Here is a 26965-nt window from a genome sequence, read left to right on the forward strand (position 1 = left end):
GACCATGCGGATGCTGAGCACCCTGCGCCGCAAGCTGCGGCACCTGGAGCCAAGCGTGCGCGACCAGCTGGCGCGCACGGCATTGGCCCGTGCCGTGCCCTGGATGGAGCAGCGCGCGCTGTTCCGCTTCCAGCGCGAGCCGCTGGCGCGCGGGGTGGCTGCCGGCCTGTTCTGCGGGCTCATCCCCGGCCCGCTGCAATTGGTGGGGGCGGTCGGTGCCTGCGCCTGGCTGCGCGGCAATGTGGTCGCCGGCGGCGTCACCACCTTCTACACCAACCCGCTGACCACCGTGCCCCTGTACGTGCTGGCCTTCCAAATGGGCTCGCTGGTGCTCCCTGGCGAACAGTCGCTGCCGGCCTTCAACGCGGACGGCCCGGCCGGCGCCTTCAGCGTGCAAGCGCTGGCCGAGTGGATGCAGGCCCTGGGCACGCCATTGCTGGTCGGCCTGCCGGTGCTGGGTCTGGTCCTGGCAGTGCTGGGCTATGCAGTGGTGCAGGCCCTGTGGCTGGCCCCCGTACTGCAGCGCGGGCGCCGCCTGCAGCGTGCGCGGGCCCTGCGCGGCCCGCCGTGAGCCGGCGGTTCAATCCAGCTTGACGCCGACCTTGGTAATCACACGGCCCCATTTTTCGCGCTCGGCGCGCGCATAGCTGCCCATCTGGGCCGGGGTGCCGGGCAGGGGCTCCACGCCCAGGGCCTGCAGGCGCGCCCGGGTGCGCGTGTCGGCCAGGGCGGTCTGCAGCGCCTTGCTGAACTGGGCCACGGCCTCGGGCGAGGTGCCCGTGGGGGCCACCAGCCCCTGCCATGCATAGCCCTCGAATCCCTGCAGCCCCTGCTCCTGGATGGTCGGCACATCGGGCATGGTCGCCACGCGCTGCGGGCTGGCCACACCGATGGCGCGCACCTTGTTCGTGGCGAGGAAGGGGTAGACCGTGGCGCTGTCGATCCACATCGCCGGCACCTGGCCGCCGATCACGTCCTGGATGGCCGGGGCCGCGCCGCGGTAGGGCACGTGGGTGAGCTTGAGGCCGCTCTGCTCGCGGAACAGCTCGCCCACCAGGTGGTGCGGGCTGCCCGGCCCGGCGGATGCCCAGTTCACGCCATCGGCGTTGCCCTTGGCCCAGGCCATGAACTCCTTGAGGTTCCTGGCGGGCACGCTGTTCGAGACCACCAGAAACATCGGAAAGCGCACCAGCAGCCCCACGGGCTGGAAGTCCTTCTCGGCGTTGTAGCTCAGCTTGCTGAACAAGAAGGGGTTGGCCGCCAGCGTGGCGAAGTCGGCCGAGAAGATCAGGTTGCCCAGGTCCTTGCTGCGCGCCGCATAGTCGGCCGCGATGTTGGTGCCCGCGCCCGGCTTGTTGTTGATGATGACGGGGCGGCCCAGGCTGGCGCCCATGGATTCGGCGATGGTGCGCGCCACGATGTCCGAGCCGCCCCCGGCGGCATAGCCGACCACCCATTCCAGGGGCTTGCCGTTGTCCTGCGCATGCAGGGGCAGGGCGAGGGGCGTGAGTGCCAGTCCCGCAAGGGTGGCGAGGAAGTGTTTGCGCAGCATGGTGTTGTCTCCGGTGGTCAAGGGGGGATGGTTTGGGCACAGCGGCGCCGCAGGCCCTGTCTGTGCAGGGCTTGCGCGGTGGCTGAATGGTGGGCGGTTGTGGGCGGCGTCAGGCCGCAGCGTGTACCGGGGCGACCGGTGTCACGGGCGCGATGCCCGCGCTGCCGGCGGGCACCGTGGTGCCGCGTGCGAACTGCAGTGCCTGCAGCAGCGTGGCCTGGTCGCCGATGTGGTTGGCCAGCAGCAGGATCAGGCGGGCGTTCATCGCATGGCTCTCGGGCGGGGTCAGGCCGTTGTGGCTGGTGATCAGGGCCTCGTAGAAATCGTCGCAGGCCTGCAGGCGGGGCTGGGTGTCGAGCATGCTCATGGCTCCTTTGTCAGGCGGTTGCGAGGTCGGCAGGGGCGGCTGCAGCCTGGTGGCTGCTGGCAGTCGCTGTGGCCGTGGCCAGCGCGGCGCGCACGGCGGCTTCGCTCAGGCCGCGCCAGCGCGCGCACACATGCTGGTCGGGCCGCACCAGGTAGGCCGTGCCGGGCCGCGCGTCCAGGCGCTGCGTGAGCAGGCCCTGCGCGTCGACCACGTCGCTGCCCACCTGCAGCAGTTTCACCTGGGGCAGGGTCGTGGCCCAGGCCGGCGCGGGGCCGAACACCAGCAGGGTGAAATCCGGCCCCAGCGTGCGCAGCAGCCAGGCGCCATGGCCGCCCTGCAGCACCGGTGCGTCGAGCAGCACGGCGCCGGGCACCTGGGTGCCTGCGAAGGTGCCGCCATCCGGCGTGTTGAGCGCCGAGCCGTGCAGCGTGGCCGGCACCGACAGGCGCCCGCTGTTGACGATGCGGCGCGCAAACGGGTGCGTGCGCGCCAGCTCCAGCGCGGCATCGCGGAACAGCCGGCTGATCTCGCTCTTGGGCGTGATGAAGTCGGTGGCACGGGTCGAGTTGGCAATGTTCTCGTCGGCCGCGTACTCGCGCTCCGGGCCGTAGGTGGCCAGCAGTTCCGCGCCGGCGCGGCCGCGCAGCACCCAGTCGAGCTTCCAGGCCAGGTTCTCGGCGTCCTGCACGCCGCTGTTGGCACCGCGCGCACCGAAGGGCGAGACGCCGTGGGCACTGTCGCCTGCGAAGACCACGCGGCCGTGCACGAAGCGGTCCATGCGCAGGCAGGCGAAGGTGTAGACACTGGCCCATTCGAGCTCGAACTGCGCATCGGGCCCGAGCAGTGCACGCACGCGCGGCAGGATGTTCTCGGGCTTTTTCTCTTCCTCCGGGTCGGCGTCCCAGCCCAGCTGGAAGTCGATGCGCCAGACATTGTCGGGCTGGCGGTGCAGCAGCACGCTCTGGTTGGGGTGGAAGGGCGGGTCGAACCAGAACCAGCGCTCGGTCGGGAAGTCGGTGCTGCCGGCCATCTTCACGTCGGCGATCAGAAACCGGTCCTGGAAGATGCGGCCCTTGCTCTCCAGGCCCAGCAGCTGGCGCATGGGCGAGCGCGAGCCGTCGCAGGCGGCGATCCACTGCGCGTCGATGCGGTAGTCGCCCTCGGGAGTCGCGATGGTCAGCAGTGCGCCGTCACCGCGCGGCGCCACGCCCGTGACCTTGTTGTGCCAGCGCAGCTCGATGTTGGGCAACTGCAGCGCCCGCTCCACCAGGTAGGCCTCGGCGTAGTACTGCTGCAGGTTGATGAAGGCCGGGCGCTCGTGGCCCTCTTCGGGCAGCAGGTCGAACTCGTACAGCGGGGCGTCGTGGAAGAACACCTTGCCTACGTTCCACGACACGCCCTTGTCCACCATGCGCTGGCCCACGCCCAGGCGGTCCCAGATCTCCAGGGTGCGCTTGGCAAAGCAGATGGCACGCGAGCCGGTGGACAGCTTGCAGTCGTTGTCCAGCACCACCACGTGCTGGCCGCGCTGGGCCAGATCGATGGCCAGCGACAGGCCCACGGGGCCCGCGCCCACCACCACGATGGGGTGTTGCGCCGGGCTGGTTGCATCCTGGTCCGGGGAGCGCCGGTAGGCGAATTCGATGGCTTGCACCTGGGCGCCAGTTCCGTCGAAGGCGGGTGGCGCGGACGCTGTTGTTGTCATGCTTGTCTCCTCCGGGGCGCCTCAGCCTTCGAGCGACTTCCACATCTGGATGTCGCGCTCGGCGGTCCAGATGCGCGGGTCCGGGTACTGTGTGGCCTCGTCGTAGGCGCGCGTCACGTCGAACGGCATGCAGTGGTTGAAGATCACCCAGTGGCCGTACTTGGGTTGCAGCTTCGCGAACGTGGCCTCGTAGACCTTGCGCAGGTCCTCGCCTTGGGCGGCGCTGGCCTTGACGCTTTCGTACAGGTCGCTGATGAAGGCGCGCGTGCCGGCCAGGCCGGCCTGCACCTGCTCGGGCGTCTGCAGCGCCGCACCGCGTCCGGGCACCAGCTTCTCGGGCTTCAGGGCGGCCAGGTTATCGAGGGTCTGCGGCCAGTCCTGGAAGTAGGCATCGCCCGCATACGGCGTGGCATCGAACTCCACCAGATCGCCGGAGAACAGGATCTTTTCCGCAGGCAACCAGGCCACGGTGTCGCCCTTGGTGTGGCCGCGGCCCAGCTGCAGGATCTGCACCTCGAGCTTGCCCAGCCACAGGGTCATCTTCTTGTTGAAGGTCATGGTCGGCCATGTCAGACCGTCGGGCACGCTCTCCACGTTCTGGAACAGGCGCGGGAAGCGGCCGATCTCGCTGTCCTTGTCGAACTGGCCGCGCTCGACGATCAGGTCGCGCGTGTCCTCGCTGGCGATGATGTGCTCGGCCCCGTAGGCGCTGGCACCGAGCACGCGCACGGCGTGGTAGTGCGACAGCAGCACGTACTTGATGGGCTTGTCGGTCACTTCGCGGATGCGGCGGATCACGTCCTGCGCCATGACCGGCGTGGCCTGGGTGTCGATGACCATCACGGCGTCGTCGCCAATGATGATGCCGGTGTTGGGGTCGCCCTCGGCCGTGTAAGCGTAGGCATGGTCGGAGAGCTTGTCGAAGCTCACCTTCTTGACTTCCAGGTCGGCGGCGGAGGCGAAGGTCTTGGTGCTCATGGGTGGTACCGGTTGATTTGGTTTAGTGGAATGCATTCACCTAAACGGAATGTTTTGATCATAGGCAATAAATTCGTTAATGTCTAATTCATTTGTTTAAGTGGAAACCCCAGGGTGGACAGGATCGCTGCAGGCTCGGTGGACAATGGCGCCATGGACGACCTTTCCCGTGACCTTGCCTCAGCCGACGACGAAGACAGCCCCCGTGCGCCGCGCGGCATCCAGAGCGTGGAGGTGGGCGGGCAACTGCTCAAGGTGCTGGCCCGCACCGGCCGGCGCATGGCCCTCAAGGATCTGGCGCGTGCCGCCGACATGACGCCCGCCAAGGCCCACCCCTACCTCGTGAGCTTTGGCAAGCTGGGGCTCATCGAGCAGGACGCCGTGAGCGGCCACTATGGCCTGGGGCCGCTGGCCATGCAACTGGGCTTGATCAGCCTGCAGCAGGTCGACCCGGTGCGGCTGGCGATTGCCGAGCTGCCGGCCCTGGCCCAGCGCATCGGCTACACCGTGTCGGCATCGGTCTGGGGCGACAGCGGGCCCACCATCATCCGGGTGGAAGAGGGGCCCACCGCCGTCTACGTGGCCATGCGCCATGGCACGACCGCATCGGTTCGGCACACGGCCACGGGCAAGGTGTTCGCGGCCTTCGGCCCGCGCGAGCGCACCCTTGCCGCCCTGGCCGCAGACGGCCATGCCGGGGCGCTCGACGACCCGGCCTTTGCCGCGGAACTGGACGCCGTGCGCACCCACCAGGTGGCCGAGGTCACCGACCAGTTGCTGCCCGGCATCAGCGCCCTGGCCACGCCGGTCTTCGACGGCTTCGGCCAGTTGGTGCTGTGCTTGGCCGTGATCGGCCCGAGCGCCACTCTGCGCACCGGGCCGGACAGTGCCGCGGCAGGGCATCTGCGCGAGACGGCGCGCAGCCTGTCGCAGCGGCTGGGCGCCGCACAGGGCGGCGAGCGCTAGGTTTTCGACAGCGCCTGGTCGATGTCCCAGAGGATGTCGTCCAGGTCCTCGATGCCCACCGACAGGCGCACCATGTCGGCACTCACGCCGGCGCGGGCCAGTTCCTCGTCGTTGAGCTGCCGGTGCGTGGTCGAGGCCGGGTGGATCACCAGGGTCTTGGCGTCGCCGATGTTGGCCAGGTGGCTCAGGAACTCGCAGGCGTCGATGAACTTCTCGCCCGCCGCGGCGCCGCCCTGGATGCCGAAGGTCAGGATGCCCGAGGCCCCCGGCGTGCCGTCCACCGCGCGGAACTGCTTGTGCGCCAGGGCGTAATACGGCGAGTCGGCCAGGCCCGGGTAGTTGACCCAGGCCACCTTGGGGTGGCTCTGCAAAAACTTGGCCACGGCCAGCGTGTTGCGGCAGTGCTCGCGCATGCGCAGGTGCAGGGTCTCGGCGCCCTGCAGCAGCTGCCAGGCGTTCATGGGCGAGAGCACGCCGCCGAAGGTGCGGTTGATCTCCATGCGCGCCTTCATGGTGTAGCCGAAGTCGCCGAAGGTCTCGTAGAACTTCACGCCGTGGTAGGCGCGGCTGGGCTCGACCATCTCGGGGAATCGGCCGTTGTCCCACGGGAACTTGCCACCCTCCACCACCACGCCGCCCATGGTCGTGCCATGGCCGCCGATGTACTTGGTGGCGCTGTGCACCACGATGTCGGCGCCGAAGGCCAGCGGGTTGCACAGGTAGGGGCTGGCCACCGTGTTGTCGATGACCAGGGGCACGCCGTGGGCGTGCGCTACGTCGGCCACGGCCGCGATGTCGAGCACGTTGACCAGCGGGTTGCCGATGGTCTCGCCGTACACGGCGCGGGTCGTGGGGCGCACGGCGCGCTCAAAATTCTCCGGGTCGGCCGGGTCCACGAACGTGGTCTCGATCCCCAGGCGCGCAAAGCCCACGCCGAGCTGGCCCACCGTGCCACCGTAGAGCGTGCTGGCCGCCACGATGTGGTCGCCGGTCTTGAGGATGGCCAGCAGCGCCGCCATCTGCGCGGCCATACCGCTGGCGCAGGCCAGGGCGGCGCGGCCGTTCTCCAGGCTGGCGATGCGTTCCTCGAACACGGCCACCGTGGGGTTGCTGATGCGGCTGTAGACGTTGCCGAAGGTCTGCAGGTTGAACAGGCTGCTGGCGTGCTCGGCGCTGTCGAAGACGAAGCTCGTCGTCTGGTGGATGGGCGTGGCGCGTGCGCCGGTCACCGGGTCGGGAATGGCGCCCGCATGGATGGCGCGCGTGCCGAAGCCGTAGTCTCTGTCCTTTTCCATGGGCGGATGTCTCTCTGGTGTTCTTCTTGTTCAGTAGGGCAATTGCTGCGGGCGCTTGGCCGAGATCACGCGCGTGTTCACACCCGCCCAGTTGAGCCCGCCGAACAGGCGCGCATGCTCGATCTTCACGCAGCGGTCCATCACCACCGCCAGGCCCGCCGCACGGGCCCGCGCCGCCGCAGCCTCATGAACGACACCGAGCTGCAGCCACAGGCACTTCGCGCCGATGGCAATGGCTTCTTCGGCCAGCGGCGGGATGTCCTCGCTCTTGCGAAAACAGTCCACCATGTCGATGCGGTGGTCGGCCGCCGCGGCGGTGACGCTGGGGTAGCAGCGCTCGCCCAGGATCTCGCTCGCCATGGGGTTCACCGGCACGATGCGGTAGCCATGAGCCTGCATGTACTTGGCCGCAAAGAAACTGGGCCTGTGCCATTGCGGCGACAGGCCCACGACCGCGATGGTGCGGCAGCTTGCGAGGATATGGCGCAGTTCGCTGATGGTGCTCATGCCACCAGTGTAGGGCGCAGTGCCCTATGCCGGGTCTTTGTACTTGATGCTGCAGCCGTAGGGGCGCGTGGTGGATGCAGTGAGCGGTTTGCCGGCCAGCGCCTCTGCCAGCCCGGTTTTCACATAGTTGGTGGCGCGCTGGATATCGTCGACCTTGGACGAGGGAATGCTGTCGATGCCGCCGGCATAGATCAGCTGGCCCTGCGGGTTCACGATGTACATGTGCGGCGTGGTGCGCGCGCCGTAGGCGCGGCCGGCCGTGCCTTCCTCGTCCATGAGGATGGCGGTGGGTGCCGACTGGCGTTCCTTGAGCCAGCTGGTCAGCCTGGCGGGCTCCAGGTAGTCACCGCTGGCCTTTTCGGTGGAGTTGACCGCGAGCCACACGACGTCCTTGCCGGCCGCGTCCTTCTGCGTGGCGGGCATGTTGCCGCTGTCGTAGTGCTTGCGCACGAAGGGGCAGCCGGGGTTGGTCCATTCGAGCACCACATGCTTGCCCTTGAAGTCCGACAGGCGCACGGTCTTGCCCGTGGTGTCCTTGAGGGTGATGTCGGGGGCCGGCTGGCCCACGGTGGCGGCAGCCTGTGCTCCGGCGGCGGCCAGCAGCAGGGGCAGGGCGATGAGGGTACGTCGAAGCAGCATGGATGAAAGATCTCCAGGTGAGGGACGGTGGTGGGGCAGTATGGGTGATGCGGCCCTGGATTTCCAGGCGGAGCCCCTGCCGACCGGCTGGTCTTACAGCGCCGCCACGGCGGCGCGCAGTTCCGCTTCGCCGAGGATCTCGGAGAACACCACGGGTGCCTTGCCCGGGGCGTGCAGCACATACACCGGCACGCCGCTGCGGCCCAGCTGGGCCAGGGCTGCGGTGATGGCCGGGTCGCGGCGCGTCCAGTCGGCGCGCAGCAGGGCCACGTTCTTGGCCGCGAAATCGGCCTGCACGCCGGCATCGGCCAGCGTGGTCTTCTTGTTGTACTGGCAGGTCACGCACCAGGCGGCCGTGAAGTCCACGAACACGGGGCGGCCACTCGCGATGAGCTGCTCGGCCGCTCCGGGTGTCCAGGCCTGCCACTGCGCACCGGTGGTGCTGGTCGTGGCAGTGGACGTGGGCGCGGCAGCAACGCTGGTGATGTGGGGCGCAAAGGTCCAGGCCAGCAGCGCCAGCGCCAGCACGGAGACCGGCGCCATGAAGCGGCGCGCCGTGCCCGCGAGCGACAGCGCCCAGGCCACCATGCCCAGCGCCACCAGCAGGATCAGCAGCGCGCCCGCGCCGTCGATGCCGCTTTGCTGGCCCAGCACCCAGACCAGCCAGACCACGGTGGCCAGCATGGGGAAGGCCATGAACTTGCGCAGCGTGTCCATCCATGCGCCGGGGCGCGGCAGGGCGCGCGCCACCGCAGGCACGAAGGCGGCCGCCAGGTAGGGCAGGGCCAGGCCCAGGCCCAGCACTGCGAACACGGCCAGCGCCTGCGGTCCCGGCAGCGTGGCCGTGAGGCCCAGCGAGGCGCCCATGAACGGGGCGGTGCAGGGCGAGGCCACGGCCACGGCGAGCACGCCGGTGAGGAAGGAGTCGGCCACCGGGTGGCGCGCCTGCAGGCTGGCCACCGAGGAAGGCAGGAAATGCCCGAACTCGAACACCCCCGCCAGGTTCAGCGCGATCAGCGTGAACAAGGCCGCCAGGCCCGCCACCACGGCCGGCGACTGCAGCTGGAAGCCCCAGCCGATGGCCTCGCCCGCGGCGCGCAGGCCCAGCATCAGAGCGCCGAGCGCCAGGAAGGACAGCACCACGCCCGCGGTGTAGGCGATGCCGCTGAGCCGGTGGGCGCGCCGGTCCTGGCCATGCTGGGCAAAGCCCACGACCTTGATGGCCAGCACCGGGAACACGCAGGGCATGAGGTTCAGGAGCAGACCGCCCAGCAGGGCTCCGAGCAGGGCTGCCGCCAGTGTGGCGGCGGGTGCCGGGGTGGTGGCTGGCGGGCCGGGCGGGGCAGCTGCCGCATTGGCCTTGAGCGCCGCCTCCAGCGCGGGCGATACCGCGGCCGCGGCAGCCACCGCGGGCCAGGCGCCCAGCACCTTGAGCTCGGCGCGGTAGCCCTGGCCATCGGCGGCCAGCACCACGGGCATGGGGTCGGGGCTGTTGCTGCGCTGGGCCGAGAGCGGGACCTCGGCGGTCCAGACCGCGCCCTTCCAGGCCTGGGTCCAGGCGGCGGCGTTTTCGATGACCTCGGGGGTCTCGGGGAACATCTCCAGCGTCTTGCCGCGCAGCGCCTCGGGCAGGCCCTGCACGCTCAGCTGCAGGGTACCGCCCTCAATACGGGCCTGGCTGTCCTGGCCCGCCACGGGCCGGGGCTGGGCCGCCAGGGCCGCATCGAAGGCCGCGCCGTGCATGGCCGTCGTGCTGCGCGCGGGGATGGTCAGGGTGAAGTCGCCCTCTTCAGGAATGCATTCCTTGCGGCACACCAGCCAGGTGGCGTGCAGGCGCACCGTGGCATCGTTCGACAGGGCCTTGGGCGCGAAGGTGCTGGCCACGGTGACCGGCACGGGCAGCAGCACCGTGCCCTCGTAGCCGTAGTTGGCCAGGGTGCCGATGGGGATCTTTTTGGGCAGCGGCCAGGCGATCTCGCCCGCGTCCAGCCCGGCCGGCAGGGTCCAGGCCATCTCGATGGGCAGGCCCGAATCGCCGGGGTTCTTCCAGTAGGTGTGCCACTCGGGCTGGTGCGTGATCTGCAGGCCCAGCCACAGCGGCTGGCCGGGCTCGATGCCCTGCGGTGCGTGGGCGATGAGTTCGGCGCGCACATGGGGGGTGGTGACCACGGCGCTGGCGGCGCCGCTGCCCTTGGTGGGCAATTGGGCCCAGCTGCCTGCGCCGGCAAGCAGAAATGCTATGAAAAATATAGCTTTGACGAGCAGGGACGGCGGGCGGTGGGGCATGTTGCAGGGTGTGAGCGCTGGAACCGGCGATTGGTTCCAGCGCAATGGAGTGGCCCCTTATTGTGTCGCCAGGCTCATCTGCGCCTGGGGAGACCATTTTTCCGGCTGGGTTCCTGCCCGCGGCGCGGCCAGGAACAGGCGCTCCACGGGCAGCTTCTGCGCCAGCAGGTAGCTGCGCACGGCCTGGCCCCGCTGGGTGGCCAGTTCCTGCGCCATGGCCTCGGTGGCAGGCTGGTTGGCCAGCAGCAGGGCTTCCATCTCGGCCGTGGTCAGCTCGCGCGCCAGTCCCACCAGGTTGCGCGGCTTGGGGATGTCGGCGCGGCGGTACACCTCCTTGAGCAGGGCGGGGTATTCGGCGGCCTGCACCGGCGCCGTGTCGGCCGGGCTGGCGCGGCGCTTCTCGGCCAGCACCAGCTGCTGCAGGTGTTCGCGCTGGATGCCTTCGCGCTCGGCCTGCAGGCTGGCCAGGCCGGTCACGGTGATGCGCAGGTTGGGCCGGTCGGTCAGCGCCTTGACCACCTTGGCCAGGTTCTGCTGCGCCTCGGGGCTCAGCGTGGCGCTGCCCGGGGCGAACGGCACGCTGCTCAGCTCGTCGCCGCCGCCCAGCGCGCTGGCCAGCAGGCTGAAGGGCGAGGTCAGGGCCTTGCCGATCAGGTTGACGATGATCTTCCAGATCACCGGGCCGACGCGGAACTCGGGATCGTTGAGCGAGCCGCTGAGCGGCAAGTCCAGGTCGATCACGCCCTGGCGGTCGGCCAGCAGCGCCACGGCCAGCTTCACGGGCAGGCTGTTGGGCGCTCCGGCCACGGCCTCGCCAAAGGTCAGCTGGTTGAGCACCAGCCGGTTGCTGGCCGTGAGCTGGCCGCTCGGCAGCACCTTGTAGGCCACGTCCACGCTGAGCTTGCCGCGCTCGATGCCGTGGCCCGCATACTTCACCGCGTAGGGCGACAGCGGCGGCAGCTCCAGGTCGCGCACCTTGCCCGCGATGTCCAGCGCCAGCGGCTTGGCCAGCGGGTTGAGCTTGCCGGTGATTTCCAGCGAGGCCGTGCCCTCGGCCTTGCCGCGCAGCTCCAGGTCGGCCAGCACCGGCTCGCCGCCGGGCGCTGCCGTGGAAAAGGCGCTGAGCTTGCCCGTGAGTTCCGACAGGTCGGCCGAGTAGTTGGGCTTGATGAAGAAGTCCGAGAACAGCACCTTGCCGTTGACCAGGCTCACCGGGCCGAACTGCACCACCGGTGCCAGCGGGTCCACTGGCGCTGCCGCCACGGCGGCGGACGCGGTGGACGCAGCAGGCACCGGCGCGGGGGGCACCGATTTGGCGGCGCTGGCAGCATTGGCCGCCTGGGCCTCGGCCGGCGTCTTGGCGATGTCGCCCAGGTTGATGCGGCCGGCCTCGTTGATGGTGATGCGCGCGAAGAAGTCGGCCAGGCTGGTCTCCTTGACCTCGAGCCGCGGCGCCGTGCCGGGCGCGGTGGCCAGGGCCAGTCCACGCAGGTTCAGGCTCTTCCAGGCCAGCAGTTCCTCGCCCACCTGGGCCTCGGTCTTGGGGGTGGAGGCCGAGGTGCTGTTGGCCTTCAGGTCATCGACCACGGCGTCGCCCGACAGGCGCAGGCTGGGCCCCTTGTCATTCTGGGAAAAAGCCACCTGTCCGCGAAAGCCCACATCGGCGCGCAGCAGCTCGACGGACAGCTGGCTGGCCAGGTAGCCGTCCAGCGCATGCAGCGGCAGGCGCGTGGCGCTGAGTTTGCCCTCCATGGCCAGCGGCTGCAGCGCCAGCGTGCCCTGGTAGTCGAGCTTGCCGGGCGTGCTGCCCTTGCCGGTGGCGACCTGGGCCGAGAGCTGCAGTGCTTCGGGCTTGCTGCCGTCGGTCGCCAGGTTCTTCGCCGTGATGCCCAGGGTCGACAGCTCCAGCGCCACGGGGCGGGCCTGGGCCCTGTCGGCCAGCGAGACGGTGCCGCCCTGCAGCGCGAAGTCGGCCACGCGCAGCACCCATGGGGCTGCGGCAGCAGGCGCGGTGGCAGCGCTTTCGTCTGCTGCCGCGGGCTGGGTCTTCATCCAACGCTCGAACATCCAGCGGCCATCGGCGTCGCGGTCCACAGTGACTTTAGGCTGCGTGACCACCAGGCTCTCCAGCGTGGCGGTGCGCTTGTCCAGGGGCAGTTGCAGGCCCTTGAGCTCCAGCCGGCCCAGGCTGGCCAGCTGTGACTTGCCCTGGCGCAGGGCCAGTTGCTCCAGCGCCAGCGGCCCGGCCGTGAGCGTGATGCCGGTGGCCGCCGGTGTGTCGGCCGCAGCCCACTGCACGCCGATGTCGCCCGTGAGTTGGCCCGCAACGGTGGGCTCCAGCACCTGGGCGAGGTAGGGTGCGGCCAAGGGCAAGGCCAGCGCATTCAGGCTGGCCTGCACCTGGGCCTTCTGGTCCGTGGCCTCGCCTTGGAAGGCCAGGCTGCCATCCTGCAGCTTCAGGCCGCCCTCGAACGTGACAGGGTGGGCCCAGGGCAGGGCCAGGTCCTTGGCGTCCAGCGTGAATTCGCGCGCCTCCAGGGCCGCGGCGGGGCGGGTGGACTGGTCAGCCCAGCGCAGCGTGCCGCCGCGCACGATCGTGTGGGCCACTTCCACGGTCCAGGGCCTGGCGGCAGCGGCCTTGCCGCTGGCCGACGATGCGGGGCGAGAGGCTGCGCTGGCTGGCACTGCATCCGCTGGCGGTGTGGCCGGTGCCAGCTGCGCCAGGTTGACCTGGCCTGCGGCATCGCGGCGGGCGCTGAGCACCGGGGCGATGAGCTCCACCTGCGACAGCCGTACCACCTGGTCGAGCGGGCGCACGTCGGCCAGATCGATCTTCAGGCGCTCGTAGGCCAGCAGGTCCTGGCCAGCGCGGTCCGCCAGGCGCACATTGCTGGCCTGCACGCTGCCCGTGAGCTTCACGGCCATTGTCGGGGCCTGCTCGAAGGCCACCTTCAGGTTCACATCGAGCGTGGCGCCCTGCACTTTCACGGGCAGGCTGGCAGGCAGGTAGGCCAGGTAGGGGGCCAGGTCCACGCCCTCCCAGCGCACAGCGGCATCGGTCTTGCCGGTCTGGGCAAACGGCGTGCCCTGGGCCGACGAATCGAAGCGGCTGCCGTTGAGGCTGAAGGCCAGGTGCGGCTCCACCTTCACCTCGCGCTGCGAGGGCAGGGTGCTGATGAAGGGCACCTTGAGCGCCAGGTCGCGCAGGCTGTGCTTTTTGCCCACGCTGCGGTCGTCGTAGTCGATGCTGCCGCCCACCAGCGCCAGGTTGTACAGCGCCAGGCGGGCGGGGCCGGTGTCCGGCTGGGGTTCTGCGGGCGGGGCGGTGAGCTTGGCGATGACGTCGTCCACGTCGTAGCGGCCCTCGCCCAGGTGGGCGATGTGCAGCACGGGCGACTCCACGGTGAACTCGTCCACCACGGGCGCCAGGCGCAGCAGCGACTGCAGCTCGCCATCCACATGCACGCGGGCGATGGTGAGCTGCGGTGTGCCGCCATCGGCACCGGCCACGGCAATGTCGCGCAGCGTGAGCTCCAGCGACCAGGGCTGGAAATCGATGGCACCCACCGTCACCGCGCGGCCCAGTTGCTCACTGGCCGCGCGCTGCAGCGGCCCCTTGAGCAGGGGCGGTACGGCCAGCCAGGTCAGCAGCCACAGGGCCAGCAAGGCCGCCAGCGCAACGGCCGCGCGGCGGGCCCAGCGGTGCTGGCGCAGGGCAGCCAGGGAAGGGCGGGTCAGGGAAAGGCGCTTGGGAAAGGACATGGGGCAGCGGAAAACGGCAGGCGGTCAAGTGGCGGTGCCGCGAACGGGCGGCAGGCCGCCCAAGGTACCACCGCGCAGCGTGGCGCAGTGTATCCAGGGGTTGGGTTGATGTTTTTTGACGATTGACCCGGCGGTGAGGGCCCTGGCCTCAGGCAGCAAAGCCCAGCACCACGCGCCGCGTGGTGGCGCTTTTCTTCTCGATCTTGGTCACCACGATGGCGCCGATCTCCGCCGTATTGGCCACGTGCGTTCCGCCGCAGGGCTGCAGGTCGATCAGCGGGGCATCGCCTTCGCCGCCGATGCGGATGGTGCGGATGCGCCCCGAACCGCGCGGCGGCTGCACGCTCATGCTCTTGACCAGGGCCGGGTTGGCGTCAAGCTCCTCGTCGCTGATCGAGGCCACGGTGAGCGGGTGGGCGGCTGCGACCAGCGCGGCGATGCCGGCCGTCAGCGCATCCTTGTCGAGCGGGTCGGTCATGGAGAAATCCAGGCGCGCGTACTCGGGCGTGATGGAGCAGCCATTGACCAGTTGCGGTACCAGGTGGCACAGCAGGTGGGTGGTGGTGTGCAGGCGCATCAGGCGGTGGCGGCGCTCCCAGTCGATGCGCGCGGTGACGGGCGTGCCGGTGGCGAGCGCGGCCAGCTGCGCTTCCTGGCCCGGGTCCGGCACGTGCACGATGTCGGCGGTGGGTTGGCCGTCGGCGTCCTTGCCCTTGCGCGTGTCGGCAATGGTGATGGCTGTGCCATCGGCCAGCAGCAGGTTGCCGGCGTCGCCGGCCTGGCCGCCGCCCAGCGGGTAGAACACCGTGCGGTCGAGCACGATGCCGGCCTCGGTGATCGCGGTGATGCGGGCGCTGCATTCGCGCAGGTAGCCGTCTTCTCGGAACAGATCGTGGGTCATCCCCGCATGGTAGCGGCAGCGCCGTGCGGCTGCAGGGGGCGCTACCATCGGTGCACCATGAAACGCCGCACCGCCCTGATCGCCGCCCCTTTGGTCCTGGTCCCCGCCCTCGGCTGGGCCGATGAGCCCAAGGTCGCCGACCTGTCCGGCGCGCTGCGCTGGCTGGACAAGCTGGAGGCCACACCCCAGGCCCGCACCACGGGCGCCTGGCCGCTGGTGGCCGTGCTCGAGCACCTGTCGCAGAGCATCGAGATGAGCATGGACGGCTTCCCCAAGGAAAACAGCGCCCTGTTCCAGCGCACCCTGGGTGCTGCAGCATTCGGCTTCTTCGGCTGGCGCGGGCGCATGTCGCATGGCTTGGCCGAGCCCATTCCCGCGGCGCCGGCGCTCACCATGTCGGGCGACTGGAAGCCGGCGGCCCAGCGTTTGCGCGCTGCCATCGCGCGGTTCAACGCCCACGCCGGGGCGCTGCGCCCGCATTTCGCCTACGGCGCGCTGGACAAGGCCGACTTTGCGCGTGCCCACACCTTCCACATCGCGAACCACCAGGACGAGATCGTTCTGGGCTGACACCGCTACCATGGCGGGCATGACGCAGCCACCGGTGCCTCCCTCTTCCCCACCCGCCGCCACGCCCCCGCGCTGGTGGGCCGATCTCGGCACGCGCGATTTCGCGCAGCGCAAGGCCTCGGGCCTGGCGGCGCAGACCGTGGCCGTGCTGCCGGTGGCGGCCATCGAGCAGCACGGGCCGCACCTGCCGCTGTCGGTCGATGCCACGCTGCTGCAGGGCGTGATCGATGCCGCGCTGCCGCTGCTGCCGGCGGATCTGCCGGTGCTCTTTTTGCCGCCGCAGAACGTGGGCCTGAGCCCCGAGCACATCCGCTACCCCGGCACGCTCACGCTCTCGCCGGCCACCATCATCGCGCTGTGGACCGAGCTGGGCGAGTGCGTGGCGCGCGCCGGCGTGAAGAAGCTCTTGCTGTTCAACGGCCATGGCGGCCAGGTCAGCGTGATGGACATCGTGGCGCGCGAGCTGCGCACGCGCTGCGACCTCCTGGTCTACAGCGCCAGCTGGTTCAGCCTGCCGCTGCCCGATGCCGTGGCCGGCCAGTTCAGTGCACAGGAGCACCGCTTCGGCATCCATGCGGGCGAGATCGAGACCTCGATGATGCTGCACCTGGCGCCCGGTACCGTGCACATGGCGCATGCGCAGGATTTCCGCTCCACCTCGCAGGACCGCTCGGAGCAGTACGCCCTCCTGGGCAACGGCAAGAGCGCCAAGCTCGGTTGGCAGATGCAGGACTACCATCCGGCCGGCGCCGTGGGCAATGCCGCCGCCGCCACGGCCGACAAGGGCCGGCAGGTGGTCGATGCCGCAGCCACGCAGCTCGTGGCCCTGTTGCAGGAGATGGTGGCATTGCCGCTGAGCACCCTGCGCGACGCGCCGGACGGCGCCAGCCCGCCCTGAGTCAGACCAGTTCCCGCAGCACCAGCGTGGCCTGGCGCTCGGCACCATCGGCGGCACGCAGCTGCAAGGCGAGTGCCGTGCCGGGTGCCGCTGCCAGTTGCGCGCGCAGCCAGCCGACATCGCTGGCACCCAGGCCATGTCCCTGCACCGCCAGCAGTGCTTCGCCTGGCCGCACACCCGCCTGGTCCGCGGGGCTGCCGGCCACCACATGGAGCACCTCGAAGCGCTCGCCATTCCAGCGCGCCATCAGGCCGCTGCGCGGCCCGGCAAACGGCTCGGTGAACGCCGCCTGGGGCTCCAGGTACAGCGCGCCGCCGGCCACGTCGATGGTGACGGCAAAGCGCCGCCACAGTTCGCCCCCCAGGTTGCCCATCCAGGCGTCGCTGCCGAACAGCCCCCCTGTGGCGAGAGACAGGTGCACCGGTACCCGTGGCCATTGCCAGGGGCCCAGTTCGAACACGGGCAGGCGTGCCACATCCGCCCAGGTGGTGCCGCCCACGCTCACCCCGGTGGGCATGCGCACCGAGGGCTGCAGCGCCCTGCGCAGGCCCAGCCGCTCCACCGCGGGGCGAAACAGCGTGACGGCCCCGCCATCGCCGGTGTCCACCGAGAACCAGCCGGTGTGCCCTGCGGCGCTGGCCTGGACCAGCATCTTGCCGCCGGGCAGCACCTGCAGGGGCAGGCGCACGGCCCCCGGTGGTGGTGCCAGCCGGCCCACGGGCGCCAGCGTGAGCTCGCCACGGCCATAGTCCAGGCGCGCGGCGAAAGCGCGCCAGAACGTGGCGCCCAGGATGCCGTCGTGGGTGAATTCGTCGGGCAGCGGTATGACGAAGGCCACTTCGCGCCGCAGGTGCGCGGCATCACCCACAGCCAGGTCGTCCAGCACCGTCCAGGGCACGGGCGGGGCCGATGCCTCGGCCCCGGAACTGGGCACCCGCTCCTCGGACAGGGGCAGGCCCAGCATGGCCGCCGCGCGCGGCGTGAGCACATTGTGGTCCGCCCCTGTGTCGAGCAGAAAGCGCAGGGGCTGGCCGTTGGCACGCACCGCCACCGACACATGGGGGTGTTGTTGCCGTTGCATTGGAACCGTGACGCCGCCGGGCGCGAAGACCTCGGCCTGGGGACTGGTGGCGCCCAGGGAGCCGCCGCAGCCGCTCAGGGCGCCGAGCAGCGGAAAAGGGGTCAGCAGGGCATGGCCCAACAGGTGGCGGCGGCGCATGGCAACTCCAGACAGTGCATGGAGTTGCCATTAAACAGCAAATAATTATTGTTTTGCAATAAATTTATCTAAGCTAACCAGCCAACCAGCCAGGCTGGATGCCTTTACGCGTGCGTCAGCCAGTCCGCATGCTCCAGCGCCTGCAGGTGCGGCAGGGTGTTGAAGGTCTGCAGCATCAGGCGCTTGGGGGCAATGCTGAACTCCGTCACCGCGCTGTTGCGGATGCGCATGTTGAGCGCAATCGTCACCTCGGGCGCGGTGCCCAGCACCTGGCCCACGGCGGTCGATATCGGGCCGCCGCTGCTCACCAGCAGCACGTTGTGGCCCACATGGTGCTGGCGCACATGGTCGAGCGCAGACCGCACGCCGGCACTGAATTCGTTCCAGCTGGGCATGCCCTGGGGGCTGATCACCCCGGCCATCCACTGCGCGAGCGCATCGCACAGCAGGCGGAAATGGTGGCGGTAGAGCTCGGGTGTATCGGGCTTGGGCAGGGGCTGGGGGTGGATGGCGGTGATCAGCGCATGGCTGTCGTATTCATTGAGGCCGGGCATCTGCAGCACCTCGGGGGTGGTCTGCAGGCCTTCGGCAATGCCTTCGAGCGTCTGCGTGTGGCGGCGCAGCGTGCCGGTGATCACGGCATCGAAGACCTGGCCGCGCTCGCGCCAGTGCTCGCCCAGGCGCACCGCCTGTTCGCGCCCGCGCGCGCTCAGCTGGTCATAGTCGTCTGCGCCAAACGAGGCCTGGCCGTGGCGCACGAGGTAAAGGGTTCCCATGCGCCGGATTGTGGGCAGGCACCGGCCTGGCCGTTTGTCTCCCAAGCGACCGGAGCCGTGGCGCCAGTAGCCTTGGAGACAGTGCCGTGGTGCGGCTCAGCCCGCCAGCACGCGGCTGAACACCGGTGCGTCGACATTGCCGCCCGTGAGCGCCAGCCCCACCGCCAGGCCGCGCAGGCTCTCGCGCTCCTGCAGCGCCGCGGCCAGGGCGGCGGCACCCGCGCCCTCGGCCACGTTGTGCGTGTCGGTGTAGATCGCGTGCATGGCGGCGGCCACCTGGGCATCGCTGACCTGCACGATGTGGTCAATGTGCGGCGCCAGGATGGCCAGCGCCTGCGCATCGGCCACGCGGCAGGCCATGCCGTCGGCCAGCTCGGTGGTCACGGGCGCCTCGACCACGCGGCCCGCGGCCAGCGAATCGGCATAGGTGGTGGCATGGCTGCTCACCACACCGACGATGCGCACGCCATGGCCAAGCGCCAGCTTGGCCGCAATGGCCGAACATGCGCCCGAACCCTGGCCAATGGGCACGTACACCACGCCGAGCTGCGGAACCGCGCGCAGGAACTCCCACCAGTAGGTGCTCACGCCGCGCAGCAGGTCGGCATGGAAGCTTGGCACCATGTGCGCGCCGCGCTCGGCGGCCAGTTGCATGGCATGCTCGCGCGCCTCCTGGAAGTCGCTGCCATGCTCGATCAGCGTGACGCCCAGGGCGCGCATGGCGGCGTTCTTCTCCACCGAGTTGCCCCGGGGCACGACGATGGTGCAGGCCACGCCGTGGCGCCGCGCGGCCCAGCCCATGCTTTGGCCATGGTTGCCGCGCGTGGCGCTGACCACCTCGCGCGGCAGGGCACCGCGCGTTGCGAGCTGGTCGAAATAGGTCAGCCCGCCACGGATCTTGAAGGCACCCACGGGCGTGTGGTTCTCGTGCTTGAGCCAGCAGTCGGTGCCCAGGCGCTCGCTGAGCAGGCCCCAGCGGTACTGCGGCGTGGGCGCGAAGTCGCGGTACACGACTTCGGCCGCCGCCTCGATGTCGGCCAGGCCCGGCAGCCAGGGCAGGGGGGTGGAGGGCCGGGCACTCATGCGGCAGGCCTCTTTTCGGTGAGCAGGCGCACGGCCAAGAGGCCCAGCACTGTGCCCATCACATAGCGCTGGGCGCGCATCCAGCCCTGGCTGCGGTTCATGAACAGCGCCACGCGGGCTGCGAACAGCACCAGCAGGGCGTTGACCAGCCCACTGATGCTGATCTGCACGGCGCCCAGGCTCAGGCTCTGCAGCAGCCACTGGCCGCGTTCAGGGTGCAGGAACTGCGGAAAGAACGACAGGTAGAACATGGCCACCTTGGGATTGAGCAGGTTGGTCATGAAACCCATGAGGAAGAGCTTGCGCGGCGTGTCGTGCGGCAGGTCGCGCGCCTCGAAGGGCGCGGCGCCCCCCGGCTTCACGGCCTGCCAGGCCAGCCACAGCAGGTAGGCCGCACCCGCGAGGCGGATGGCGTCGAAGGCCATGGGCACGGCCGCCAGCAGGGCCGTGAGGCCGAGCGAGGCCGCCAGCAGGTGCACGCCAAAACCCGCCAGCACACCGGCCAGCGAGAGCAGGCCGGCGCGCGGGCCCTGGGTGAGGCTGCGCGAGACGCAGTAGACCATGTTGGGCCCGGGCGTGAGCACGAGCAGCAGCGCGGCGAGCGCAAAGAGCATCAGTTCCTGGGGTGCGAGCATGGTGGCCTACTCCGTCGATGGGGTGGAAGGGGGCGGGGCCGAGCGCAAGGCCACGGGGCCGCGCGGCGTAGAAAGTGCCGCCTGCAGCAGAGGTGCCGGGCCGGCAAGGGCCGTGGCGATGGCGCGCAGGCCTGCGGCATCGCAGGCCGCACCCAAACCGGCGGCGTCCGGGTGCTGCAGCGTGAGCGACTGCAGCTGCACGCCGCTGGCAGGCAGGTGATCGCAGGGGTGCGCGGCGCCCCACTGGATCAGCGTGGGCAGGCAGCCGTCCCACAACCGCTGGCCGTCGGGGCGCACGGTGATCTGCCACTGCAGCAGGCCCTGGGGCGTGGGGCGGCTGGCCGTGATGGCCCGGCCCCGGTCCACGCCCAGGGCAGCGAGTGCAGCCAGGCTGGCCGCCACGTCGGGCACCGAGGCCACCCAGTGGATGAGCTGCGGGCCGTGCTCGGCCACCTGCTGCTGCAGGGCGGCCTCGTCCATGTCGAACCAGCGCCGGTCGCTTTCGGGAATGCTCCTGGTGCCCTGCGGATTGATCGCGATGACCTCCAGGTAGGCGCGCGGATGGGCCGGGCTGGAGACATTGAGCAGGCGGTTGTGCGTGCCCATCAGCGGGTGCTCGCCACCTGCGGCGGGCGTGACGCCGAGCGTGCGCTCGCACCACTCCACGCCTGTGGCCAGGTCGCGCGCCAGCACCACCAGGTGGTCGATGCAGGCAGCGGTCTGTGCCGTCACAGCAGCACCTCGCCCTGCACGCAGGTCACCGAATGGCCGCCGATCCAGATCTCGCTGCCCTCCTGGTGCACGTGTACCCGCCCGGCGCGGCCCAGGGCCGTGCCCTGGCTGGCGACATAGCTGGCGGGTGCCAGGCCTTCGCCGATCAGCCATTGCGCCAGGGCCGCGTTCAGGCTGCCGGTCACCGGGTCCTCGGCCAGGCCGGCATTGCCGGGGAAGAAGGCGCGCACCTCGAAGGCGATGTCCTCGCGCGCGGTGTCGGCGCCGATCACGCCGACCTTGCCGCGCGGGCCCACCACGCCGATATCCAGGCCCGCGAGGATGGCGCTGTCGGGCCGCAGTGCCAGCACCTGCTCGGCCGATTTCAGCATCACGCCGCGCCACTTGGGGCCGTTGTCGCACCAGGCGTGGTGCAGGATGTCGGCGCGGTCCACGCCCAGGCCGCGAGCGATCAGCGCCACGTCGGCCTCGTCCAGCGGGCCGCTGCGCAGGCGCTCGGGCGCGGCAAAGGCCAGGCGCTCGCCGTCCTGGCGCAGCGGCACCAGGCCGACGCCGCATTCCTGCACCACGCGGCCCGGCGTCTGCGGCTTGCCGCCCGCGCCCAGCCAGGCATGGCAACTGCCCAGCGTGGGGTGGCCGGCAAACGGCAGCTCGCGCCCGGGGCAGAAAATGCGCACGCGGTAGTCGGCCCCCGCTGCGCGGCCTTCGGGCGTGGGCGGCAGCAGGAAGGTGGCCTCGGACAGGTTGGTCCAGTTGGTGAACTCCTGCATGGCCTCGGTGGTGATGTCCTCGCCATCGAGCACCACGGCCAGCGGGTTGCCGCGGTAGGCCTGGTCGGTGAAGACGTCGACTTGCTGGAAGGGGCGCAGTTTCATGGGATGCCTGTGTCAGTGGGGATGGTGGAACAAAGAGCGGTCACTGGCCGGGCCACGCCTGGGGGCTGGCCTGGGCCTCTTTCCGTGGTGCCGGGCTGCAATCAGCCGCTGGCGTGAAGGGGAACGGGTCGGGGCTTCATCACAGCAGCACCGTGCCTTCGATGCAGGTGACGGAGCGTCCGCCCACCCACACCTGGTGGCCGTCCTGGCGGATCTGCACCCGCCCTGCGCGGCCCAGGCACTCGCCCTGCGAGACCTGGTAACTGTGCGGTGCCAGGCCTTCGGCGATCAGCCATTCGGCCAGGCTGGCGTTGAGGCTGCCGGTCACCGGGTCTTCGCGGTTGCCCATGGGGGCTGCAAAGGCGCGCACCACCACGCCGGGCCGGCTGGTGTCGCTGGCATGCGGGCCCACATGCACCACGCCCACCGACTGGCCCAGGTCCATGAGCCGCGCATGGTCGGGCTGCAGGCCGAGCACGGTGTCGGCGCTGTCGAGCAGCATGCCCAGCCACACGGGGCCGTTGTCGAGCAGCTGCGTGCCCAGGATCTGCGCCGGGCGCACGCCCAGGGCGCTGGCGATCAACGGCACCAGGGCCGGGCTGGGCGCACTGCGCTTGAGCGGTGGCGCGGCAAAGGCCAGGGTGTGGTCCTCGCGCCGGATGCGCACCAGGCCCAGCGCGCATTCCTGTACCACCAGGCCCTCCAACCGTGGCGCATGGCCGGCCTGCAGCCAGGCATGGCAGGTGCCCAGCGTGGGGTGGCCGGCAAACGGCAGCTCACCCTGCGGGCTGAAGATGCGCAGGCGGTAGTCGGCCCCTTGCGCGCGGCCGGCCTCGGTGGGCGGCAGCAGGAAGGTGGTTTCCGACAGGTTCATCCACGCGGCAAAGCGGCGCATGTCCGCATCGCCCAGGTCTTCGGCCTCCAATACCACGGCCACGGGGTTGCCATCGCCGGGGTGGTCGCTGAAGACGTCGATCTGCTTGAAGGGGCGTGGCTGCATGGTGCGGTCTTGCGGGCGGATGGTCCCGTCAGGATAACGCCTGGTCGAGCACGCCGCGTGCGCCCGAGCGCGAGCTCACCGCCTGGTACCAGCGGTCCAGGTTCGGCCGGGCGGCCCTCTCCTGGGGCAGGCCCCACCAGCGGTGGATCTCGCAGCCCACCGGGATGTCGGCCATGGTGAAGCGCTCTCCCACCATGAAGGGCTGGTGCGCCAGGTGCGTGTCCAGCAGGTCCAGCAGCGGCTCGGTGGCGGCCACCGAGGCGGCGATCAGCGACTCGTTGCGCTGCGCGGCCGGTGTGCGCACCCACTGGATGAAGGCATCACGCCCCGCCGGGTTCAGCGTGGTCTGCTGCCAGTCCATCCACTGCTCGGCCGCAAAGCGCTCGGGCAGCTCCTCGGGGTAGAGGTCGCCCGGCGCATGGCGGGCACACAGGTAGCGCACGATGGGGTTCGACTCCCACAGCACCAGGCCCGTGTCTTCGTCCTCGACCAGCGGCACCAGGCCGTTGGGGTTCATGGCGAGGTAGCGGGCCTCGCGCACGATGCCGAACTGCCCGCCGGCATCGGTGCGCTGCAGGCTGATGCCAAGCTCCTGCGCGGCCCACACGACCTTGCGCACGTTGATCGACGACAGCCGTCCCCACAGGCGCAGCATGCCGCTCAGCCCTTGGCCTGGTGGTCGCGGATGGCAGCGGCCAGCGCGGCGATGCCGGTGGCGATCTGCTCGGCCGTGGAGGTCACGAACGACAGGCGCAGCGTGCGGTGGTCGGCATCGTCGGCATAGAAGGCCGCACCGGGCACGAAGGCCACGTTGCGCTCCACGGCCTTGGGCAGCAGTTCGATGGCGCTCATGCCCTCGGGCAGGCGCACCCACAGGAACATGCCGCCGTCCGGCTTGTTCCACTCGACGGACAGGCCCTGCATCTCCTTGTCCAGCGCGGTCAGCATCGCATCGCGCTGCTGCTTGTACAGCGCGCGGATGGTGGGCACGTGCCGGTCCAGGAAGCCACCCTTCATGACCTCGGCCACCATGCGCTGGTTGTAGCCGGGGGTGTGCAGGTCGGCCGCCTGCTTGGCCTGCAGCAACTTGGGGTAGACCGACTTGGGCGCCACCAGGAAGCCCAGGCGCAGGCCCGGGGCCAGCACCTTGGAGAACGAGCCCATGTAGATGCAGCCCTCGGGGTTGCGCGCGGTCAGCGGGGCGGGTGGCGGGCTGTCGAACCACAGGTCGCCGTAGGGGTTGTCCTCCACCAGCGGCAGGTTCAGCTCGGCCGCCTTGGCCACCAGCTCGGCACGGCGCGCATCGCTCATGGTGCGGCCCGTGGGGTTCTGGAAATTGGGCAGCACGTACAGGAAGCGTGCCCTGTCGGCACCCGTGCCGACCTTGGCCACCAGGTCGTCGATGAGCACGCCCTGGTCATCGCTGGCCACCGCCACCACCTTGGGTTCCATGGGCGTGAAGGCCTGGATGGCACCCAGGTAGGTCGGCGTTTCCACCAGCACGCGGCTGTCGGTGTCGATCAGCACCTTGGCGATCAGGTCCAGGCCCTGCTGCGAACCGGTGGTGATCAGCACTTGCTCCGGGTCCACTTCCCAGGGCAGGAAGGCGGCGATGGCCTCGCGCAGCGGGCCGAAGCCTTCGCTCGCCGCGTACTGCAGGGCCGAGGGGCCGTCGTTGGCCAGCACGGCGGCCGAGGCGGCGGCAAAGGCCTCGACCGGGAAGGTCTTGGGCGAGGGCAGGCCGCCGGCCAGGCTGATGATGCCGGGCTTCTCGGTGACCTTGAGGATTTCGCGGATCACCGAGGGGTTCATGCGCTCGGCGCGGCGTGCCAGCGTCCAGGGGTTGCTGGTGAGGGGCAGGTCGTTCAGTTTCACTCTCGTTCTCCTCCGGATGGTCCCCAAAAGACCACCCATGTTGCAAAGTCGTCGGTAAATTCTTCAAAGCGGTGGGGTTGGCCCGCCGGTACGAAAAACGCATCGCCAGGCGCAAAGCGGTGCCGCTCTTCGCCCTGGACGAATTGTCCCCGCCCGCTGTGGATGAAGTACAGCTCATCCTGTGCGTGCGGTTGCTGCGGGTCGTGCCCGCGCGGTGCATACAGTTCCGTGCGCATGCTGCCATGCGCGATCAGTTCGGCAAAACGCTCTCCCGCCGGGCCGGGAAGCCGCGCGAGGCCTTGTTCCACCGAGTATTTCATAGCACAAGAGCCCTTGCCGTTCAGTCCACGATGAACAGCGTGGCGCCCTTGGGCGCGGTCGAACGGTGCGCTTCGGCATTGTCCGCCACCTGGTAGCTCATGCCCGGCGTGAGGGTGAACTGCCGGCCATCTTCGAGTTCCGTGTGCAGCTCGCCTGCCAGGCACAGCAGCACATGGCCCTTGCGGCACCAGTGGTCCGACACATAGCCCGGGGTGTACTCCACCTTGCGCACGCGCAGCTCACCGTACTGCAGCGTCTGCCAGAAGGCCTGGCCGGCCTGGGCGCTCTTTTGCACTCGCTCGACCGTGCTCCAGTCGGTGGCGGCGAAGGGAATATTGTTCATCTGCATGGCGGGTCGGCCTTTCAGGTGTGCAATGGGTTCGTCATGCGGTGGCGGCCTGGTGGACGGGCATTTTCTTGCCCACGAACACCGTGGCGATCACGGCCAGCGCGAACCCGGCCGTGGCCAGGTCCAGGCGTTCGCCCACCAGCGGCACGGCGAACAGCAGGCTCAGGAAGGGCTGGATCAGCTGGATCTGGCTGACCCGCACGGCGCCCAGCGCCAGCGCGCGGTACCAGGCGAAGAAGCCGATCCACATCGAGAACAGGGCCACATAGGCAAAGCCCAGCCAGCTCATGCTGCCGATGGACGAAGGCACGGCCGGCGCGAACCACCAGGTCACGGGCAAGGTCAGTGGCAGGGCACAGGCCAGCACCCAGCAGATCACCTGCTCGGCGCCCAGGCTGGGCGTGAGCCGCGCACCGCCGATGTAGCCCAGGGCGCCCGTGGTCATGGAGATGATCAGGTAGATGTTGGCCGCGCCCAGGTAGAAGCCGCCTGCGCGCCAGGTCATGAAGGCCAGCACCAGGCCGCTGCCCAGCACGGCACAGGCCCAGAAGCCGGCCGAGGGGCGCTGCCGGTACCACAGGGCACCGAGCACCGCCGTGGACAGGGGCAGCAGCGCGGTGACCACGGCCCCGTGCGTGCTGGGCACATGGCGCAGCGCCAGCGCCAGGAACAGCGGAAAGCCGACGATGACGCCGAAGGCCGTGACACCCAGCACGGGCCACTGCGACCGCACGGGGACCCGCAGACGCCCCTGGGCGTGCTGCCAGCCCAGGTAGGCCAGCGACAGCAGCCCGGCCACGGCGGCCCGCCCGAAGGTGACGAACCAGGGGGACAGTTGCGGTGCATCGGTGGAGCCGACCGCCAGGCGCGTCATCGGCAGCGTGGCGGCAAACAGCGTGACGCCCACCAGGCCCCAGAGCAGGGCTTCGCGTTCCTGGCTGCGGTTCATAGCGTCACCATCCAGGCGGCCGTCACCACCAGCACCAGGGCCAGGGCGCGGTTGAACCACAGCAGGCGGCGGCCCTGTGCCAGCCACTGGCGCAGCAGGGAGCCCATCAGGGCATAGACGAAATTGCTCGTGAAGGCGAACACCATCATCACCACGCAGATGATGGCCAGGCGTTCACCCGGGTTGCTGGAGGGCTGGCCGGCCGCATTCACCACCCAGCCCGCGCTGAGCGTGAGCGCCAGCATCCAGGCCTTGATGTTCACGAACTGCAGGCCCACGCCCTGCCAGAAGGTCACCGACAGGCGCGAGCTGTCCACGTCGGAGAGCTGGCCCGCGCGGCTGAGCTTCCAGGCCAGCCAGAGCATGTAGGCCACGCCCAGCAGGGTCACGGCCATGCGCAGGGTCGGCACGCCGGTGATCAGGGCGCCCAGGCCCAGCCCGCTGACCAGCATCAGCAGTGTCCAGCCGGTGGGCACGGCCAGGCAGAAGTTGAGCGCCCGGCGCAGCCCCAGGTTGGCCGCGAGCGCCGTGGACAGGGTGGTGTTCGGCCCCGGCGAAAAGCTCATCGCGGTGCAGAAGACCAGCAGGGCAGTGAGTTCGGCGGCGGTCATGGGTGGGGTTCTGGAATCGTGGGCTTGTCAGCGTCTGGCCTTCACTGTAATCTTCTGTGCCAGTACACAACCAGTACAGTACAACAGCGCAGTTGGTGATCTGTATTGGTTGTG

27 protein-coding genes are annotated in these 26965 nt (G+C 70.0%); 4 read left to right on the plus strand and 23 right to left on the minus strand.

All coding sequences use genetic code 11. From position 1 onward, the window contains the following. Nucleotides 1-10 precede the first annotated feature (10 nt). A complete protein-coding gene (locus tag PMI14_RS07280) occupies nucleotides 11-571 on the plus strand; it encodes a DUF2062 domain-containing protein (RefSeq protein ID WP_007852121.1) in 561 nt (186 codons plus the stop codon). A gap of 9 nt (nucleotides 572-580) precedes the next feature. Here the strand turns inward: PMI14_RS07280 and PMI14_RS07285 are convergent, their stop codons facing one another. The 4 genes from PMI14_RS07285 to PMI14_RS07300 all read right to left on the minus strand — a co-directional run bounded on the left by PMI14_RS07285 (nucleotide 581) and on the right by PMI14_RS07300 (nucleotide 4602). After that, nucleotides 581-1552 (minus strand): tripartite tricarboxylate transporter substrate binding protein, encoded by a 972-nt coding sequence (locus PMI14_RS07285; RefSeq protein WP_007852123.1) that lies wholly within the window; start codon nucleotides 1550-1552, stop codon nucleotides 581-583. Between the two features lie 109 nt (nucleotides 1553-1661). Continuing rightward, nucleotides 1662-1913 carry a DUF2783 domain-containing protein gene (locus PMI14_RS07290; RefSeq protein ID WP_007852126.1) on the minus strand — a complete coding sequence of 84 codons (252 nt, stop codon included), beginning with the start codon at nucleotides 1911-1913 and terminating at the stop codon, nucleotides 1662-1664. A 16-nt stretch (nucleotides 1914-1929) separates the two neighbouring features. Next, the gene (locus tag PMI14_RS07295) at nucleotides 1930-3624 is read right to left on the minus strand and encodes an FAD-dependent oxidoreductase (protein WP_007852129.1); all 1695 of its coding nucleotides are present in this window, start codon (nucleotides 3622-3624) and stop codon (nucleotides 1930-1932) included. 21 nt (nucleotides 3625-3645) lie between these two features. Continuing rightward, nucleotides 3646-4602, minus strand: a complete 957-nt coding sequence (locus PMI14_RS07300) for an MBL fold metallo-hydrolase (RefSeq protein WP_007852133.1) — start codon at nucleotides 4600-4602, stop codon at nucleotides 3646-3648. A 153-nt stretch (nucleotides 4603-4755) separates the two neighbouring features. Here PMI14_RS07300 and PMI14_RS07305 point away from each other — a divergent pair, with 153 nt between their 5' ends. Further along, nucleotides 4756-5568: an IclR family transcriptional regulator gene (locus PMI14_RS07305; RefSeq protein WP_007852136.1), complete on the plus strand. Its 813-nt coding sequence runs from the start codon at nucleotides 4756-4758 to the stop codon at nucleotides 5566-5568. Here the strand turns inward: PMI14_RS07305 and PMI14_RS07310 are convergent. From PMI14_RS07310 to PMI14_RS07335, 6 genes are all read right to left on the minus strand, one after another. Beyond that, nucleotides 5565-6863, minus strand: coding sequence for an O-acetylhomoserine aminocarboxypropyltransferase/cysteine synthase family protein (locus PMI14_RS07310; protein ID WP_007852137.1), 1299 nt, complete (start codon nucleotides 6861-6863; stop codon nucleotides 5565-5567). The two genes, PMI14_RS07305 and PMI14_RS07310, sit on opposite strands and share 4 nt — an antisense overlap. 30 nt (nucleotides 6864-6893) lie before the next feature. After that, the gene (locus PMI14_RS07315; RefSeq protein ID WP_007852139.1) at nucleotides 6894-7370 is read right to left on the minus strand and encodes a CoA-binding protein; all 477 of its coding nucleotides are present in this window, start codon (nucleotides 7368-7370) and stop codon (nucleotides 6894-6896) included. Between the two features lie 24 nt (nucleotides 7371-7394). Further along, on the minus strand, nucleotides 7395-8009 hold the full coding sequence (locus tag PMI14_RS07320; RefSeq protein WP_007852140.1) for a thioredoxin family protein: 615 nt from the start codon (nucleotides 8007-8009) through the stop codon (nucleotides 7395-7397). Between the two features lie 93 nt (nucleotides 8010-8102). After that, nucleotides 8103-10295: a protein-disulfide reductase DsbD gene (locus PMI14_RS07325; protein ID WP_007852144.1), complete on the minus strand. Its 2193-nt coding sequence runs from the start codon at nucleotides 10293-10295 to the stop codon at nucleotides 8103-8105. 57 nt (nucleotides 10296-10352) lie between these two features. Further along, entirely contained in the window at nucleotides 10353-14057 is a 3705-nt protein-coding gene (locus PMI14_RS07330) for a DUF748 domain-containing protein (protein ID WP_007852151.1), read from the minus strand. 148 nt (nucleotides 14058-14205) lie between these two features. Next, the gene (locus PMI14_RS07335) at nucleotides 14206-14958 is read right to left on the minus strand and encodes an alanyl-tRNA editing protein (RefSeq protein WP_007852153.1); all 753 of its coding nucleotides are present in this window, start codon (nucleotides 14956-14958) and stop codon (nucleotides 14206-14208) included. Between the two features lie 57 nt (nucleotides 14959-15015). On the opposite strand from PMI14_RS07335, the gene PMI14_RS07340 reads away from it, so the two are divergent. Together PMI14_RS07340 and PMI14_RS07345 are read left to right on the plus strand one after the other, a co-directional pair. Beyond that, nucleotides 15016-15528 carry a DUF1569 domain-containing protein gene (locus PMI14_RS07340; protein ID WP_007852154.1) on the plus strand — a complete coding sequence of 171 codons (513 nt, stop codon included), beginning with the start codon at nucleotides 15016-15018 and terminating at the stop codon, nucleotides 15526-15528. Between the two features lie 19 nt (nucleotides 15529-15547). Then, a complete protein-coding gene (locus tag PMI14_RS07345) occupies nucleotides 15548-16426 on the plus strand; it encodes a creatininase family protein (protein ID WP_035202765.1) in 879 nt (292 codons plus the stop codon). Between the two features lies 1 nt (nucleotide 16427). Here PMI14_RS07345 and PMI14_RS07350 read toward each other — a convergent pair whose 3' ends face one another. From PMI14_RS07350 to PMI14_RS07405, 13 genes are all read right to left on the minus strand, one after another. Next, nucleotides 16428-17645, minus strand: coding sequence for an aspartyl protease family protein (locus tag PMI14_RS07350; protein ID WP_007852157.1), 1218 nt, complete (start codon nucleotides 17643-17645; stop codon nucleotides 16428-16430). A gap of 104 nt (nucleotides 17646-17749) precedes the next feature. Continuing rightward, complete coding sequence (locus tag PMI14_RS07355; protein ID WP_007852158.1) at nucleotides 17750-18421, minus strand: histidine phosphatase family protein; 672 nt, start codon at nucleotides 18419-18421, stop codon at nucleotides 17750-17752. A 96-nt stretch (nucleotides 18422-18517) separates the two neighbouring features. After that, nucleotides 18518-19504, minus strand: a complete 987-nt coding sequence (locus tag PMI14_RS07360) for a threonine dehydratase (RefSeq protein WP_007852159.1) — start codon at nucleotides 19502-19504, stop codon at nucleotides 18518-18520. Continuing rightward, entirely contained in the window at nucleotides 19501-20139 is a 639-nt protein-coding gene (locus PMI14_RS07365) for a LysE family translocator (protein ID WP_007852160.1), read from the minus strand. The genes PMI14_RS07360 and PMI14_RS07365 overlap by 4 nt, the downstream gene beginning before the upstream one ends. Nucleotides 20140-20145: 6 nt before the next feature. Beyond that, entirely contained in the window at nucleotides 20146-20871 is a 726-nt protein-coding gene (locus PMI14_RS07370; protein WP_007852163.1) for a VOC family protein, read from the minus strand. Next, entirely contained in the window at nucleotides 20868-21746 is an 879-nt protein-coding gene (locus PMI14_RS07375) for a PhzF family phenazine biosynthesis protein (RefSeq protein ID WP_007852166.1), read from the minus strand. Before PMI14_RS07375 ends, PMI14_RS07370 begins: the two co-directional genes overlap by 4 nt. A gap of 139 nt (nucleotides 21747-21885) precedes the next feature. After that, nucleotides 21886-22746: a PhzF family phenazine biosynthesis protein gene (locus PMI14_RS07380; protein ID WP_007852172.1), complete on the minus strand. Its 861-nt coding sequence runs from the start codon at nucleotides 22744-22746 to the stop codon at nucleotides 21886-21888. Between the two features lie 28 nt (nucleotides 22747-22774). Then, nucleotides 22775-23401: a glutathione S-transferase family protein gene (locus PMI14_RS07385; protein ID WP_007852178.1), complete on the minus strand. Its 627-nt coding sequence runs from the start codon at nucleotides 23399-23401 to the stop codon at nucleotides 22775-22777. Nucleotides 23402-23406: 5 nt separating this feature from the next. After that, nucleotides 23407-24621 (minus strand): PLP-dependent aminotransferase family protein, encoded by a 1215-nt coding sequence (locus PMI14_RS07390; RefSeq protein ID WP_007852181.1) that lies wholly within the window; start codon nucleotides 24619-24621, stop codon nucleotides 23407-23409. After that, on the minus strand, nucleotides 24618-24941 hold the full coding sequence (locus tag PMI14_RS34105) for a cupin domain-containing protein (RefSeq protein ID WP_007852182.1): 324 nt from the start codon (nucleotides 24939-24941) through the stop codon (nucleotides 24618-24620). Before PMI14_RS34105 ends, PMI14_RS07390 begins: the two co-directional genes overlap by 4 nt. A gap of 20 nt (nucleotides 24942-24961) precedes the next feature. Next, nucleotides 24962-25291 carry a DHCW motif cupin fold protein gene (locus tag PMI14_RS07395; protein WP_007852187.1) on the minus strand — a complete coding sequence of 110 codons (330 nt, stop codon included), beginning with the start codon at nucleotides 25289-25291 and terminating at the stop codon, nucleotides 24962-24964. Between the two features lie 34 nt (nucleotides 25292-25325). Beyond that, nucleotides 25326-26240 (minus strand): DMT family transporter, encoded by a 915-nt coding sequence (locus tag PMI14_RS07400; protein ID WP_007852190.1) that lies wholly within the window; start codon nucleotides 26238-26240, stop codon nucleotides 25326-25328. Beyond that, on the minus strand, nucleotides 26237-26851 hold the full coding sequence (locus PMI14_RS07405; RefSeq protein ID WP_007852191.1) for a LysE family translocator: 615 nt from the start codon (nucleotides 26849-26851) through the stop codon (nucleotides 26237-26239). Before PMI14_RS07405 ends, PMI14_RS07400 begins: the two co-directional genes overlap by 4 nt. Nucleotides 26852-26965: the final 114 nt, after the last annotated feature.

It is taken from the genome of Acidovorax sp. CF316 (assembly GCF_000276605.1).
GTDB lineage: Bacteria > Pseudomonadota > Gammaproteobacteria > Burkholderiales > Burkholderiaceae_C > Acidovorax.